Genomic DNA, 14,186 nt, shown 5'->3' with positions numbered 1-14,186 from the left:
GGCCGGGTCAAGCCCGGCCATGACGAAGGAGAGAGCGTGATTTACGCCGCTTTCCCCTTCGCATCCTGGATCGCGCGCCACACACGCTCCGGCGTCAGCGGCATGTCGATGTGCTTGACGCCGTAGTCGGAGAGCGCGTCGATCACCGCGTTCACGACTGTCGACAGGCTGCCGGCGCAGCCGGCCTCGCCGCAGCCCTTGCTGCCGAGCGGATTGGTCGTGGCCGGCACCGGGTGGTCGCCGATCGTCATGTTCGGAACGTCCTCGGCGCGGGGCAGTGCGTAGTCCATCAGCGAGCCCGTGATCGGCTGGCCGCTCTCGTCGTAGCGAACGTGCTCCATCAGCGCCTGGCCGATGCCCTGGACGACGCCGCCATGGAGCTGGCCAGCGACCAGCAGCGGATTGATCACCGTGCCGAAATCGTTGACCGCGCTGTAGCGCACGATCTGCACGACGCCGGTCTCAGGGTCGATCTCGACCTCGGCGACATGGCAGCCGTTCGGGAAGGCCGACGGCACCGGTTCGCTGGTGTGGTCGACGTCGAGGCTGTCGGGGACGCCCTCAGGCATCTTGCCGTCGTGCAGGCGCTTGGCGAGCTCCATGATGTCGATGCTGCGGTCGGTGCCAGCGATCGTAAAGCTGCCGCCTTCGAATTCGATGTCGGCTTCGGATGCCTCGAGCATATGCGCGGCGGCGCGCTTGCCCTTTTCGATCACGAGCTTGGCGGCGCCCACGATCGCCATGCCGGTCGCGGTGATCGAGCGCGAGCCGCCGGTGCCGTTGCCGGTGTGGACGATATCGCTGTCGCCCTGCACCAGCTTGACGCTGTCGAAGGGGACTCCGAGCTGCGCACACAGCACCTGCGCGAATGCGGAGGCGTGGCCCTGACCGTAATCGAGCGTGCCGGTGATGAGCTGCACCGACCCATCGGGATCGAACACGATCTTACCGAGCTCGACGCCGGGAGGTGCGGTCACCTCCAGATAGGAGCCGACGGCAATGCCGCGCAGCTTGCCGGACTTCTTGCTCTCCTTCTTGCGCTTGGCAAAATTCTCGTGATCGGAGATTTCAAGCGCCTTGTTGAAGACAGCCTGGAAGTCGCCGCTGTCATAGGTAACGCCGGAGGACGCGGCGAACGGCATCTGGTTCTGCTTGATGAAGTTGCGCTTGCGCATCGTCAGGCGGTTGATGCCCATCTCGTCGGCGGCGCGGTCGATCAGCCGCTCCATATAATAGTTCGCCTCGGGCCGGCCGGCGCCGCGATAGGCGCCCATCAGCGTGGTGTTGGTCAGCACCGTCTTGATGTCGACGGCCATCAGCGGTGTGCGATAGACGCTGGAGAAGTTCTTGCTGGTGTTGAGCGAAAGCGGACTGGGCGCAACGCCGGTGATGTAAGCACCGAGATTGCCGTAGCCCGAGAGCTTGGCGGCGAGGAAATGCCCCTCGGCGTCCAGCGCGAGCTCGGCGTGAATTTTCTGCGCACGGCCGTGGCTGTCGGACAAGAAGCTGGTCGAGCGTTCGTCCAGCCATTTCACCGGCCGTCCTAATTCCTTGGCCGCGTACAGGATGCACATGTATTCGGGATAGTTGACGTTCTTCATGCCGAAGGAGCCGCCGACATTGGCGGTGAGGATGCGCACCTTCTCGTTCGGCACCTTCAGATTCTTGGCGAGGTTGGCGCGGTTGCCGGCGACGCCCTGCGTCGGCATCTGAATGGTGTAGCGCTCGGTCTTCTTGTCGTAGGAGGCAAGGCCGACGCGCGGCTCCATCGAGACCACGGCGACACGGGTGTTTTCGATGTCGACCTTGGTCACGTGAGCGGCGCTGGCGAAGGCGGCGTTGACCTTCTCGATGTCGCCATAGTGGTAGTCGAGCGCGACATTGTTCGGGATGTGGTCGTAGAGTTGCGGCGCGCCGGGTTTTGCGGCTTGCTCAGGGTCGGTCACCGCCGGCAACGGCTCGATATCGAGCTCGACCGCCTCGGCCGCGTCGCGCGCCTGAGCCAGCGTCTCCGCCACGACGAAGGCGACGGGATCGCCGACGAAGCGGACCTTGTCGGTTGCGAGCGGCTGCCGGTTGGTCTGGAGCAGGGGCGAGCCGTCACGGCTCTTCAGCGGCAGGCCGCAGGTGAAGGGGCCGTGGCCGGCCGCATCGAGGTCTTTGCCGGTCCACACCCCGAGCACGCCCGGCATCGCCCTGGCGGCGTCGATGTTGATGCCGCGAATGACGCCGTGGGCATGGGTCGAGCGGACGATCGCGGCATGGGCCTGGCCCGGCAGGTTGAAATCGTCGGTGTAGCGGCCCTTGCCGCGCACCAGGGTATCGTCCTCCTTGCGGCGGACCGGCTGCCCGACGCCATATTTTTGCAGTGCAATAGCGTTTTCGAGCGTGGAGGATTTGGTGTGTTCTTGCATGGAATTGACCTGAAAAGCCGGCAATTGCGCGGTTTGGGGGGCGCCTGGGGGACCGGACTCCTCAAAAATAGCCCACCGGCCCGTTCACGACAACGCACGAATGGGCATGGTCCCATGTGATGCGTTGTTGCGCAGGATTGGCGCGCTGCTAAGGTTTCAGGCGAAAAAGCAATTCCAGATCGGCCCAACCGGCCGCGGAAAGACAGTTTGTATGAATGACCACACGCGGCTCCGCGACGGCCTTGCGCCGCACGGTGAGCTGGGGTCGATGGCGGCGGCGTTCGCCACTGAACCGGCCGTCGGTGCGCAAGCGCCGGGAACCGGCGTCTACGCGGCGCTCGACCTCGGCACCAACAATTGCAGGCTCCTGATCGCCTGTCCGACCCACGACGGCTTTCGCGTGGTCGATTCCTTCTCGCGCATCATCCGGCTCGGCGAGGGCGTCTCGGCAACCGGGTGCATCAGCGAGGCCGCGATCGAGCGCGCCATCGTGGCGCTCGGGATCTGCCGCGACAAGATCAACCTGCGCAAAGCCAAGCGATTGCGGCTGATCGCCACCGAAGCGTGCCGCGCCGCCTCGAACGCTGAGGGCTTTCGCAACCGCGTCGCCGCCGAGACCGGGATCGAGCTCGAGGTGATCGACCGCGAGACCGAGGCGGCGCTCGCCGTGCTCGGCTGCTCGCCGCTGGTCGATCCCAGGGGCCGCGGCGCGATCCTGTTCGACATCGGCGGCGGCTCGACCGAGCTGGTGCGGATCGAGCGCGACGCCGCAAATCCGGAGCCGCGCATCAAAGCCTGGATGTCGATCCCGTTCGGCGTGGTCACGCTTGCCGAGCAGTTCGGCGGGCGCGACGTCACGCCCGAGATCTACGCCGCGATGGAGCGCGAGGTTGCCCATCACATCGCGCCGTTCGCCGAACAGCATGGCGGCGATCTCACTGATATGCATCTGCTCGGCACCTCAGGCACCGTGACGACGCTCGCCGGCATCCATCTCAACCTCGCGCGCTACGACCGCCGCCGCATCGACAGCGTCTGGATGAACGACACCGACGTCACCGCGACCATCAACAAGCTGCTCGGCATGAGCTACGAGGAGCGCGCGGCGAACAGCTGCATCAGCGTCGAGCGCGCCGATCTCGTCCTGGCCGGCTGCGCCATCCTCGACGCGATCCGCCGCGCCTTTCCGCTGCCACGTCTGCGCGTCGCCGACCGGGGCCTGCGCGAAGGCATGCTGGTCGAAATGATGCGCGAAGACGGCGCGCTCAGGAGCTGGTGAGATGGCCAAGGACACCACCGGCCGCTTGCACGTCCAGGTCAAGACCCACGGCAAGCGCAAATTGTCGTCGAAGCTCTGGCTGGAGCGGCAGCTCAACGACCCCTATGTGGTGAAAGCGAAGGCGCTGGGCTATCGCTCGCGCGCCGCCTTCAAGCTGCTCGAGATCGACGACAAATACCGGCTGCTCAAGCACGGCATGGCGGTGGTCGATCTCGGTGCGGCGCCGGGTGGCTGGAGCCAGATCGCCGCCAAGCGCGTCGGCTCAGTCGACGGCAAGGGCAAGGTCATCGCGATCGACCTGCTCGAAATCCCCGAGATCGCCGGCGTCGAGTTCGCGCAGCTCGACTTCATGGACAATGACGCGCCGGACAAGCTCAAGGCCATGCTCGACGGCGGCGCCGACATCGTGATGTCCGACATGGCCGCCAACACCACCGGTCACCGCAAGACCGACCAGCTTCGCATCGTCGGCCTGATCGAGACCGCCGCCGCGTTCGCCTGCGACGTGCTGAAGCCGGGCGGGACCTTCCTGGCGAAGGCATTCCAGAGCGGGGCCGACGCCGAGCTGCTCGCCCAGCTCAAGCGCGATTTCGCCACGGTGCGCCATGTGAAGCCCGCCGCGAGCCGTGCGGATTCCTCCGAGCGCTACGTTCTCGCGACGGGATTTCGGGGCGGCATTTGATCGTCGTCCCGGCCTAGTGCGCAATTGCGCACGGGGGCCGGGACCCATAACCACCGAATTAAGTTTGGCGAAGACTGCCAATTGCCATCTCGCGCCGAACTGCCGTCTCGGCGTATGGGTCCCGGCCTGCGCCGGGACGACATCGAGAGTGGTGCCGGCTACCCCAGCCGCTGATCCCGCACGTCCTGGGTATCCTCGGTCGCCGCCTTGACGGCGGCCTTGGCCGCGCCCTTGCCGGCACCCTTGCGGCTCGCGATCTCCACCGCCTTGCGGCCGGAGACTTCGTGGCCGGCATCAGCGGGCATCTGCCAGAAGAACCAGCTCGACGCTGCCGAGGTCAGGGCGACCACGAGGAAGGCCGGCGCGAACACACTGGCGTTGAGCTCGCTGACGTGGCTGAGCCACATCGTCGTCTCCACGGAGGCCGCGCCGACCGCGACACCGGCCGAGACCGCGAGCTGCTGGTTGACGCTGACGAGCGTGGTGGCGCGGCTCATCTGCGCGTGCTCGACCTCGGCATAGGCCACCGTGTTGATCGCGGTGAACTCGAGCGAACGGAAGAAGCCGCCGACCACCAGGATGATCATGATGATCAGCAGCGGCGTCGTCACGGTGAAGAGCGCACAGGCGGCGAGGAAAACTGCACTGATGATCGCGTTCACCGTCATCAGGTTGCGGAAGCCAAAGGCGCGGATGATGCGTGCGGCCAGCGCCTTCATGCCCATGGCGCCGAGCGAGGAGCCAAACGTGACGAGGCCGGACTTGAACGGCGAGAGGCCGAAGCCGATCTGCATCAGCAGCGGCAACAGGAACGGCAGCGCGCCGATGCCGAGCCGGAACATGAAACCGCCGAAAATGGCCGCGCGCAGTGTCGGCAGCCTCAGCAGCGTGAAGTCCAGCACCGGCGACCCCGTTCGCCGTGCGTGAATGACATACAGCGTCATCGAGATCGATCCGCCGGCGACCAGGGCGGCAACCGTGCTCCATGGCAGCAGATTGAGTCCGGCAACCGACAGCCCGAAGGCAATGCCGGCGAGCCCGAGGCCCGCGAGCACCATGCCGTAGAGGTCGAACGGCTCTCGTTCCTCGCTCTTGATGGGATCGATGAAGCGCAAGGCCATGAAGATGCCGAGCAGCCCGATCGGGATGTTGATCAGGAAGATCCAGTGCCAGGACGCGTAAGTCGTGATGAAGCCGCCGAGCGGCGGCCCGATCACCGGGCCGATCAGGGCAGGGACCGTCACCCACGCCATGGCATTGACCAGCGCGCTCTTGTCGACCGACCGCAGCAGCACGAGGCGCCCGACCGGCGTCATCATCGCCCCGCCCATGCCTTGCAGGATGCGCGCGAACACGAAATCGGTGACCGATGTGGAGAGTGCGCAGCCGACCGAGCCGACCATGAACACGCCGACGGCAATCGCAAACACCATGCGCGCCCCGAACCGGTCGGCGGTCCAGCCGCTCGCCGGGATGAATACCGCAAGCGACAGCAGATAGGAGGTGATCGCGAGCTTGAGCGTCAGTGGGCTGGTGCCGATATCGGCCGCAATCGCGGGCAGCGATGTGGCGATCACCGTCGAATCCATGTTCTCCATGAAGAGAGCAGTGGCCACGATCAGCGGGATGACGCGTTGCTTGTCGACCATGACGGATTGGTAATGAAAATCGGAAGGAAGGGGCGAGAGTTGCGGCTTATCACCGCCACGGGGCCGCGACCATTGCGGATCGACGCATGGCACCTAAATTCTCCGCGAGGGCGACGGTGGGCGCCGGGACGCGTGACGTGTTCGCTGCGGCGCCCGATGGGACTACACCAGTTCGATCTGCGCGTGATGTCCGGGAGCTGCAGCCAAGCGTCTGTCGCGCGTCAGCAGTGGTGTGTCGAGCGCCTCGGCCAGCGCGACATAGGCGGCGTCATATGCCGTCAGATTGTTCCGTAACTCCCATATGCGCGGCAGAAGGAAATCGTGGGGGTATCGCCGCAGGGACAGGTCCGCCAAGTCGGCGAGGGCCATACGCCCACGCTCGACGTCGATCTCCCTGTTGGCGGCATAGCGCCGGATCACCTGGGCGACCTCGACGTCGAGCAAATGAGGCGCGTGCAGTGTTTGATGAGGGGCGAACAGCCGCTGTTCCACCGTTGCCGCTGCGGGCGTCCGTAGAAGGACTTCAAGCAGAGCCGAGGCATCGACGACAATCACGCGCGATCACGCTCCGCGCGAACCGCTTCAGCCGGGGCGACCGAGGGCATGGTTTCGGTGCGGCTGCGCAACCGCGCCCGCAACTCGTCGAGCGTCGGCCGTTCCGCCACCTGCCGAATCTCGCTGAGCAGATAGTCCGACAGCGACATGCCTGCCAGCGCAGCCCGCGACTTCAGCCGACGATGCAAGGCGTCCGGGACGTTGCGGATCTGAATCATGGTTGTCATGCGATCAGCATAGAAACATGTGCTACACATGTCAAAGTGTTCCGTCGCCCAGCTTCCCAGCGCCTTTTGATCCGCGGCGAATTTGCCAAAGTGCCTGTGCATGGCTGTCCGGCGGTCCGAATTGCTTTGATTCGTCAACCACCCGTGCTATCGACCCGCGTCAACCCCACCGATGGGCTCCGATTCTCCGGCGTTGCCGCAAGGCACGCCGAGGGCGGCGCTCATCCATAGCTATTTGCGGCAGGGCCGCGGAAGGAGTTGGCACATGGCCACCGTGCAACAAGGCATTCGCGAAGCCCTCACATTCGACGACGTGCTGCTGAAGCCGGGCCTGTCGGACGTCATGCCGGGCGAGGTCGACATCCGCTCCCGCGTCACCCGCGCGATTCCGCTCAACATTCCGATCATGGCCTCCGCCATGGACACGGTCACCGAAGCCCGCATGGCGATCGCCATGGCGCAGGCCGGCGGCATCGGCGTCATCCATCGCAATTTCGATCCCGAAGGGCAGGCCGCCCAGGTGCGGCAGGTCAAGCGCTACGAATCGGGCATGGTGGTGAACCCGCTCACCATCAGCCCCGACGCCACGCTGGACGACGCGCTCAAGCTGATGAGCGATCACGGCATCTCCGGCATTCCCGTCGTCACCGGTGCGGGCAAGTCCACGCCGGGCAAGCTGGTCGGCATCCTCACCAACCGCGACGTCCGCTTCGCCACCGACCGCCAGCAAAAAATCTCCGAACTGATGACGCATGAAGGTCTCGTCACGGTGCGCGAGAATGTCAGCCAGGACGAGGCACGGCGGATGCTGCATCAGCATCGCATCGAGAAGCTGCTCGTGGTCGACGAGCAATATCGCTGCGTCGGCCTGGTCACCGTGAAGGACATGGAGAAGGCGGTCGCCCATCCGCTGGCCTGCAAGGACGCACAGGGCCGCCTGCGCGTCGCCGCCGCCACCACGGTCGGTGATAGCGGCTTCGAGCGCACCGAGCGGCTGATCGACGCCGGCGTCGATCTCGTCGTGGTCGACACCGCGCACGGCCATTCCCGTCACGTGCTCCATGCGGTCAACCGCATCAAGCGCCTGTCCAATTCCGTGCAGGTCGTTGCCGGCAACGTCGCGACCTCGGAGGGTGCGCAGGCGCTGATCGACGCGGGCGCGGACTGCATCAAGGTCGGCATCGGCCCGGGCTCGATCTGCACCACGCGCATCGTCGCCGGCGTCGGCGTTCCCCAACTCACCGCGATCATGGATGCGGTCGAGGCGGCGAAGAAATCCGACATCCCCGTCATCGCCGACGGCGGTATCAAATTCTCCGGCGACCTTGCCAAGGCGCTCGCGGCCGGTGCCGACATCGCAATGGTCGGCTCGCTGCTCGCCGGCACCGACGAGACGCCCGGCGAAGTGTTCTTGTGGCAGGGCCGCTCCTACAAGGCCTATCGCGGCATGGGTTCGGTCGGCGCGATGGCCCGCGGCTCGGCCGACCGCTACTTCCAGCAGGACATCAAGGACACGCTCAAGCTCGTGCCCGAAGGCATCGAGGGCCAGGTGCCTTACAAGGGCCCGGTCGGCAACGTCATGCACCAGCTCGCCGGCGGCCTGCGCGCTGCGATGGGATATGTTGGTGCAAAGGACATGAAGGACCTGCACGACAAGGCCCAGTTCGTCCGCATCACCGGCGCGGGCCTGCGCGAAAGCCACGTCCACGACGTCACCATCACGCGCGAGGCGCCGAACTATCCGGGCGGCGGTTAGGCGCTCCACATTCCGCTGTCATGCCCTGGCTCGACCGGGGCATGAAAGCGCCTGTTGGGTTTGCTTCATTCCCATCCACCTCCTAAATGATTGCGACAAAGCAATCTGGAGGAAGCCATCATGTCCCAAGGCAAACGCATCGTTCTCGCCGCGCGTCCCGTCGGCGAGCCAAAGCCCTCCGATTTCCGCATCGAGGAATTCGCCGTGCCGACGCCTGCCGCAGGTGAAGTCCTGCTGCGCACCATCTGGCTCTCGCTCGATCCCTATATGCGCGGGCGCATGAGCGACGGTCCGTCCTACGCGACGCCGGTGCCCGTTGGCGGTGTGATGGAAGCCGGTACGGTCTGTGAGGTCGCAGCCTCCAACAATCCGAACTTCGCCAAGGGCGACATCGTGCTCTCGCGCGCGGGCTGGCAGACGCACGCGATCTCCGACGGCAAGGGGCTGAACAAGGTCGACCCGAAGCTCGCGCCGATCTCGACGGCCGTCGGCGTGCTCGGCATGCCCGGCATGACGGCCTACACGGGCCTGCTCGATATCGGCAAGCCGCAAGCAGGCGAGACCGTCGTCGTCGCCGGTGCCTCCGGTGCGGTAGGTTCGGCCGTGGGACAGATCGCGAAGATCAAGGGCGCACGCGCGGTTGGAATCGCCGGCGGCAAGGACAAATGCGATTACGTCGTGAAGGAGCTCGGCTTCGATGCCTGCATCGATCACCGCGATCCCGATCTGGCGGCAAAGCTGAAGGACGCCTGTCCGAAGGGCATCGACGTCTATTTCGAGAATGTCGGCGGCGCCGTGTTCGAAGCGGTGTTCCCGCTGCTCAATGCGTTTGCGCGCGTGCCGGTCTGCGGCCTCATCGCCCATTACAACGACACCGAAGCGAAGCCGCCGAAATGGGCCGCCAGCATGATGCGCGCGACGCTGACCAAGCGGCTGACCTTCCGCGGCTTCATCGTCTCCGACTTCGCCTCCCGCCACGGCGACTTCCTGCGCGACATGTCCGGCTGGGTCCGCGAGGGCAAGGTCAAGTACAAGGAGTTCGTCACCGAGGGCCTGGAGAGCGCGCCCGAAGCCTTCATGGGGCTTCTCAAGGGGGCCAATTTCGGCAAGCAGCTGGTGCGGGTCGGGCCGGACAAAGCTTGATCGGCCGTCTCGGCCCCCTCGGGGCCGGGTATGGTTAACAAACAGTGACTGATCGGCCACACCCGCCCGTAAAAGCCGCAGGTGTGACCGTCGGTTCATTGACGGGCAGACGAAGGCATTGAATCATTGCGCATATTTCAGGTGCGATGATGTTAGAGCTTGTTGTTTTCTGCGTAATCCTTGTGGCCGCCGGTTATTGGGCGACGATGTTTGTCATGGGCCGTCGCGACGACGTCATCCATGGCAAGTTCGTTCACACCGAGGACGTGTTCGCGCAATCCGCGATGCCCACACCCACGCCGCCATTCCCCAAGCGCCCGGTCAAAGCTGCGCGGCCTGCCAATGTTCAGCCCGCCAATACCGGGGCCAAACCGGTGAACAGCGACGCGCTGCAGTCCTTGCTTGCCGCAATCCAGCAGGATCTCAAGAGCGTCGCTTGAGCAGCGACGGGAAGCGCTAATGCTCGCCGCCCATCTGGGTGAGCAACTCCTCGATATCGATGTCGACTTGGCCCGCGGCCCTGACATGGCGAACCTCGAAGCCGTCGGGCTGGAAGCGGTACTCCACGAGCCCGACCTCCTTGATCGCGATCCGGTCCTGGCGCGCATCGTTGATCTTGAAGCCGGCCGACGGCGCCCAGACGTGGCGGGTGTGGCGCCAGGTGAAGTCGCGCCGCTGGTGCACGTGACCGCTGGCGATGAGGCGCAGGTCGACATGTGCAAACATCTCGATCAGCCGCGCGCGGGCCGGCTGCGGCACGTAGCGGATCGACGTCTCCGGCGCCTCGGGGTCGTCGGGCCCGTTGAGAAATATCGGCTTGTGCACGAACAGCGCCACCGGCTTGCCGTTCGTGCGCGAAACTTCCGAGGCAAGCCAGTCGAACTGCTCGGCCTCGAAGGCGAGCCCTGAATTCATCACCAGCGAGTTGAGGCCGATGAAGCACCAGCCCGCGGCCTCGAATGACCAATGGTCCTCGCCGATGATCTCGCGGAATTGCCGGCGGTGCGCTTCCGCGACCGGCGGCTTCGGCGCAGGGCCAACCGCGGTCGGATTGTCGCCGATGTCGTGATTGCCGGGGATGTAGCGGCAGGCGACGGGCAGGGCGTCGTGCAGGCCCTTGGCGAATTCGACATCGTCGCGGCTGGTCGGCCCGTCGAACGAGACGTCGCCGGTGTTGACGACGAGATCGGGCCTATCGGTGTCGATGTGCGCGCTGAGCGCCTGGAAGTTGGCGATCAGGCCGGGGAAGCGCCGGCCAAGATGGGTGTCGGAGATCTGTGTCAGGCGAAATTCGGACATGGATCGATCATAGGCGCTGCCCGACGTCGGAACGATGACGGCGCACCCAGGGTCAGTGATCGAACAATGTTTAAAGCACGCGATAGCGGATCATGTAGGCGTCCTGCGGCGCGACCGGGCTTGCCAGCGGCGAGGCGATGCGGTCGGCGAGGTGCCAAGGACCGAACTGAGCACCGGACTGGGCTCCGAATTGCTCGGAGCGATGCGGCTCGGCCGGCAGGCGGAGGCGGAATTCGAAGGTGCCCTTGCCGGGCAGGTTCACGACCAGCACGCGGTCCGCGGTGCGGTGGTTGAGCGCCACCGCGCCACGCAGGACGGAGCGGCCATCACCGAGCTCCCGCACGCCCTCGACCAGTGCCAGCGTCTGGTTTCGGTCGGTATGCAGCTCGATCTGGGTGTCGGATACTGCTGCCAAGGTCTCCTTGGGCATGCGGATCTCGAACTCGACCGCGGGTTTTGAGGGATTGAGGCCGAGATAGGCCAGCGCGGCATGGCGCATGTCGTAGGCGGCAAAAGCGAACAGAGCGAGGGCGGCGAGCGCAGCGAGGCCATGCCTGAGGACATCGCGCCAGGTCCGATAGCTCATTCGGAAGTAGACCGTCATCGCCAGCGCCACCGCAAGCGCCGTCGCGATGCCGGCCAGCGCCGACATCAGGATGCCGAACTGGCCATCGGCGGACTCGGTCAAAGCGCCAGTCAGGCTGCCGATCTGGCTGAAGAGGGTGTTCATGGCGGTCTTTCGCCTTGCGCCCCCGAGGGGCCAAAATCGCTTTAACTGTCGACAGTTGGTCGCCTCATCGGGAACGCCGGTTCAACTCGTTGATTGTCAGGACCAGCGGTGACAGCTAATGGACGCTAGCTGTGGCTTCCGCCCGATGGGAAATCCCGGGAAATTCCGATGTCCGTTCAAATGGTTTTGCTGCCGGTCTTCGTGCAGGTTGGTCTCACCTTCGCACTCCTGATCGCCATGGCGATGGGACGCCGGCGCGCGCTCGTCTCCGGCGAGACCAAGAGCCGTGACATTGCGCTGGGCGAGCCCAACTGGCCCAAGGGCGCCACACAATTCGCCAATTGCTACCGCAACCAGTTCGAATTGCCGGTGCTGTTCTATGCCCTGATCGCGCTGGCGCTCCCGTTGCGCCACGCCGATCTCTTCATCGTGCTGATGTCCTGGGTGTTCGTGGTGACGCGCTTCGTCCATGCCGGAATCTTCGTCTCCTCCAACAATCTCGGCCGCCGCTCCACGATCTGGCTCGCCGGCGTGCTTGTCCTGCTCGCGATGTGGATCTACTTCGCGTTGAAAATGCTGTTGCTGATCTAGGCGCTACTCGCCGATCCTGATCTGAAAGATTCAAATGACTCCCGCTGCCCGGCTGTCCGCAGCCATCGAACTGATCGACACCATCGAGAAAGACCGCGTGCCCGCGGCCAAGGCGTTGAAGGAGTGGGGCACCGCGCACCGCTTCGCCGGATCCGGCGACCGCGCTGCCATTGCCGGCCTGGTCTGGGACGTGCTGCGCCGCTACGCCTCGAGCGCCTACCTGATGGATTCGGACACCGCGCGGGCGCGGCTGATCGGCATGCTTCGTCTCGAGCGCAACATGGATGCGGCCACGATGGCCGCGCTGTTCGACGGCAGCCGCTTTGCCCCCGCGCCGTTGACCGAGGCCGAGCAGGCCGCGCTCGCCTCGCGGTCGCTGGAAGGTGCCCCGGCCGCGATCGCCGGCGACTATCCGGAATGGCTGGATCCGTATTTGGCAAAGGCGTTCGGCGACGAGCGCGTCGCGGAGGCGGCCGCGATGGCGAGCCGGGCGCCGCTCGACCTGCGCGTCAACACGCTAAAATCCAATCGCGACAAGGCGCTGGGGGCGCTTGCTCATCTTCATGCGAAACCGACGCAGTGGTCCGCAACCGGCCTGCGCATCGAGCTTTCGGCCGATGCGCGCAACCCCGGCATCCAGGCCGAAGAGGATTTCATCAAGGGCGCTATTGAAGTGCAGGATGAAGGGTCGCAGCTTGCGGCTGCCTTGACCGCGGCAAAACCCGGCGAGCAGGTGATCGATCTCTGTGCGGGGGCCGGCGGCAAGACGCTGGCGCTCGCCGCGATGATGCAGGGCAAGGGCCGGCTGATCGCCACCGACAGCGACAAGCGGCAGCTTGCGCCCATCCACGAACGCCTGTCGCGCGCCGGCGTCCACAATGCCGATGTGCGCACGCCCAAGGGCGAGGCCGATCCGCTGGCCGAGATCAGCGCCACCGCCGACCTCGTCGTGATCGACGCGCCCTGCACCGGAACCGGAACCTGGCGCCGCAATCCCGATGCCAAATGGCGCATGCGCCCGGGCGCGCTGGAGATTCGCCTGCGCGACCAGACCGAAGTGCTCGAGCGCGCCGTTCCGCTGGTCAAGGCCGGCGGCCGCATTGCCTACATCACCTGCTCGGTGCTTTCGGAGGAGAACGGCGAGCAGGTGAGGGCGTTCACCAGCCGCCATCCGGAGTTCGCGGTGGTGCCGCCGGAGCAGACCGCGAGCGTGCTCTGGGACAAGGCGGAGGAGTTTGCGCAAGCCGCGCTGCAATCGCCGGAAGGCTGGCTGATGACGCCGCGGCGGACCGAGACGGACGGGTTCTTCGTCGCGGTCTTGAAGAAAGCATAACGCGCCCCCGTCACCGCGGGTGTGGCGGCCCCCAAAACAAAAGCCCCGCGAACCGGAACCCGGTCGCGGGGCTTTCTGAGTCTACGTTCTGCCGGTACGTCCGTGGTCAGAACGGTGCGCGGGCTTTAGCCGACGCGGAGATTGTCAGCCGAGGACTTGCCGCTGCGACGATCGGCGACGATGTCGAACGAGACCTTCTGACCTTCGTTGAGGGTCGAGAGGCCAGCGCGCTCGACGGCGCTGATGTGCACGAACACGTCCTTGTCGCCGTCATCCGGCTGAATGAAACCAAAACCCTTTTGATTGTTGAACCACTTCACGGTGCCCATAGCCATGGGAATTTCCTTTGCTTAAGAAGTTAACACGCGGACCGGTACGCACTATTGCGCCCATAATCCTGATCAGTCGATGTTGGAGAAATCATCTGAAGCGTGCGCGCCCGTCAGCAACGAAGCGAAGCGGCCCAGTCGTTCGGCCAAGTATCGATGATCACAATATAGCGAGATTTTGGGGCCACTTCAAGGCACC

At 65.2% G+C, this 14,186-nt stretch carries 14 protein-coding genes; 7 read left to right on the top strand and 7 right to left on the bottom strand.

Annotated elements, in window-relative coordinates:
- Positions 1–41: 41 nt before the first annotated feature.
- Entirely contained in the window at positions 42–2,414 is a 2,373-nt protein-coding gene (locus AC0L3J_RS06460) for a xanthine dehydrogenase family protein molybdopterin-binding subunit (protein WP_473346471.1), read from the bottom strand.
- Between the two features lie 211 nt (positions 2,415–2,625).
- Between AC0L3J_RS06460 and AC0L3J_RS06455 the strand changes: the two genes are divergently transcribed.
- Positions 2,626–3,693, top strand: coding sequence for a Ppx/GppA phosphatase family protein (locus AC0L3J_RS06455; protein ID WP_473346469.1), 1,068 nt, complete (start codon positions 2,626–2,628; stop codon positions 3,691–3,693).
- Between the two features lies 1 nt (position 3,694).
- The gene (locus AC0L3J_RS06450) at positions 3,695–4,375 is read left to right on the top strand and encodes an RlmE family RNA methyltransferase (RefSeq protein ID WP_473346467.1); all 681 of its coding nucleotides are present in this window, start codon (positions 3,695–3,697) and stop codon (positions 4,373–4,375) included.
- Between the two features lie 158 nt (positions 4,376–4,533).
- Here the strand turns inward: AC0L3J_RS06450 and AC0L3J_RS06445 are convergent, their stop codons facing one another.
- The 3 genes from AC0L3J_RS06445 to AC0L3J_RS06435 form a co-directional block, all read right to left on the bottom strand.
- Entirely contained in the window at positions 4,534–6,024 is a 1,491-nt protein-coding gene (locus tag AC0L3J_RS06445; RefSeq protein ID WP_473346465.1) for an MFS transporter, read from the bottom strand.
- A gap of 162 nt (positions 6,025–6,186) precedes the next feature.
- Positions 6,187–6,579, bottom strand: coding sequence for a type II toxin-antitoxin system VapC family toxin (locus AC0L3J_RS06440; RefSeq protein WP_473346463.1), 393 nt, complete (start codon positions 6,577–6,579; stop codon positions 6,187–6,189).
- Positions 6,576–6,797 carry a FitA-like ribbon-helix-helix domain-containing protein gene (locus tag AC0L3J_RS06435; RefSeq protein WP_473346461.1) on the bottom strand — a complete coding sequence of 74 codons (222 nt, stop codon included), beginning with the start codon at positions 6,795–6,797 and terminating at the stop codon, positions 6,576–6,578. The genes AC0L3J_RS06440 and AC0L3J_RS06435 overlap by 4 nt, the downstream gene beginning before the upstream one ends.
- A gap of 274 nt (positions 6,798–7,071) precedes the next feature.
- On the opposite strand from AC0L3J_RS06435, the gene guaB reads away from it, so the two are divergent.
- The 3 genes from guaB (at position 7,072) to AC0L3J_RS06420 (ending at position 10,145) form a co-directional block, all read left to right on the top strand.
- On the top strand, positions 7,072–8,562 hold the full coding sequence (gene guaB, locus AC0L3J_RS06430) for an IMP dehydrogenase (RefSeq protein WP_007609139.1): 1,491 nt from the start codon (positions 7,072–7,074) through the stop codon (positions 8,560–8,562).
- A 120-nt stretch (positions 8,563–8,682) separates the two neighbouring features.
- The gene (locus tag AC0L3J_RS06425) at positions 8,683–9,705 is read left to right on the top strand and encodes an NADP-dependent oxidoreductase (protein WP_473346459.1); all 1,023 of its coding nucleotides are present in this window, start codon (positions 8,683–8,685) and stop codon (positions 9,703–9,705) included.
- A 149-nt stretch (positions 9,706–9,854) separates the two neighbouring features.
- Positions 9,855–10,145, top strand: a complete 291-nt coding sequence (locus AC0L3J_RS06420) for a hypothetical protein (RefSeq protein WP_354161479.1) — start codon at positions 9,855–9,857, stop codon at positions 10,143–10,145.
- 16 nt (positions 10,146–10,161) lie between these two features.
- Here AC0L3J_RS06420 and AC0L3J_RS06415 read toward each other — a convergent pair whose 3' ends face one another.
- Together AC0L3J_RS06415 and AC0L3J_RS06410 are read right to left on the bottom strand one after the other, a co-directional pair.
- Complete coding sequence (locus AC0L3J_RS06415; protein WP_473346457.1) at positions 10,162–11,004, bottom strand: metallophosphoesterase family protein; 843 nt, start codon at positions 11,002–11,004, stop codon at positions 10,162–10,164.
- 70 nt (positions 11,005–11,074) lie between these two features.
- Positions 11,075–11,734 carry an acriflavin resistance protein gene (locus AC0L3J_RS06410; protein ID WP_473346454.1) on the bottom strand — a complete coding sequence of 220 codons (660 nt, stop codon included), beginning with the start codon at positions 11,732–11,734 and terminating at the stop codon, positions 11,075–11,077.
- Positions 11,735–11,902: 168 nt separating this feature from the next.
- Between AC0L3J_RS06410 and AC0L3J_RS06405 the strand changes: the two genes are divergently transcribed.
- A complete protein-coding gene (locus tag AC0L3J_RS06405; protein WP_275167293.1) occupies positions 11,903–12,325 on the top strand; it encodes an MAPEG family protein in 423 nt (140 codons plus the stop codon).
- Positions 12,326–12,359: 34 nt separating this feature from the next.
- Positions 12,360–13,658, top strand: a complete 1,299-nt coding sequence (locus AC0L3J_RS06400) for an RsmB/NOP family class I SAM-dependent RNA methyltransferase (protein ID WP_473346453.1) — start codon at positions 12,360–12,362, stop codon at positions 13,656–13,658.
- A gap of 125 nt (positions 13,659–13,783) precedes the next feature.
- On the opposite strand, the gene AC0L3J_RS06395 is transcribed toward AC0L3J_RS06400, so the two are convergent.
- Entirely contained in the window at positions 13,784–13,993 is a 210-nt protein-coding gene (locus AC0L3J_RS06395; RefSeq protein ID WP_007592195.1) for a cold-shock protein, read from the bottom strand.
- Positions 13,994–14,186 lie beyond the last annotated feature (193 nt).

This window comes from Bradyrhizobium sp. Kon37 (genome assembly GCF_055807535.1).
The sequence above is the reverse complement of the archived record's forward strand: the minus strand, read 5'-3'. Positions and strand labels throughout refer to the sequence as shown.

Excerpts from the sequence above, each read along its gene's own strand:
- AC0L3J_RS06425 (WP_473346459.1), top strand. The coding sequence starts at position 8,683 with ATGTCCCAAGGCAAACGCATCGTTCTCGCCGCGCGTCCCGTCGGCGAG.
- guaB (WP_007609139.1), top strand. The coding sequence starts at position 7,072 with ATGGCCACCGTGCAACAAGGCATTCGCGAAGCCCTCACATTCGACGAC.
- AC0L3J_RS06455 (WP_473346469.1), top strand. The coding sequence starts at position 2,626 with ATGAATGACCACACGCGGCTCCGCGACGGCCTTGCGCCGCACGGTGAG.
- AC0L3J_RS06450 (WP_473346467.1), top strand. The coding sequence starts at position 3,695 with ATGGCCAAGGACACCACCGGCCGCTTGCACGTCCAGGTCAAGACCCAC.
- AC0L3J_RS06415 (WP_473346457.1), bottom strand. The coding sequence starts at position 11,004 with ATGTCCGAATTTCGCCTGACACAGATCTCCGACACCCATCTTGGCCGG.
- AC0L3J_RS06435 (WP_473346461.1), bottom strand. The coding sequence starts at position 6,797 with ATGATTCAGATCCGCAACGTCCCGGACGCCTTGCATCGTCGGCTGAAG.
- AC0L3J_RS06395 (WP_007592195.1), bottom strand. The coding sequence starts at position 13,993 with ATGGCTATGGGCACCGTGAAGTGGTTCAACAATCAAAAGGGTTTTGGT.
- AC0L3J_RS06405 (WP_275167293.1), top strand. The coding sequence starts at position 11,903 with ATGTCCGTTCAAATGGTTTTGCTGCCGGTCTTCGTGCAGGTTGGTCTC.
- AC0L3J_RS06445 (WP_473346465.1), bottom strand. The coding sequence starts at position 6,024 with ATGGTCGACAAGCAACGCGTCATCCCGCTGATCGTGGCCACTGCTCTC.
- AC0L3J_RS06460 (WP_473346471.1), bottom strand. The coding sequence starts at position 2,414 with ATGCAAGAACACACCAAATCCTCCACGCTCGAAAACGCTATTGCACTG.
- AC0L3J_RS06420 (WP_354161479.1), top strand. The coding sequence starts at position 9,855 with ATGTTAGAGCTTGTTGTTTTCTGCGTAATCCTTGTGGCCGCCGGTTAT.
- AC0L3J_RS06400 (WP_473346453.1), top strand. The coding sequence starts at position 12,360 with ATGACTCCCGCTGCCCGGCTGTCCGCAGCCATCGAACTGATCGACACC.
- AC0L3J_RS06410 (WP_473346454.1), bottom strand. The coding sequence starts at position 11,734 with ATGAACACCCTCTTCAGCCAGATCGGCAGCCTGACTGGCGCTTTGACC.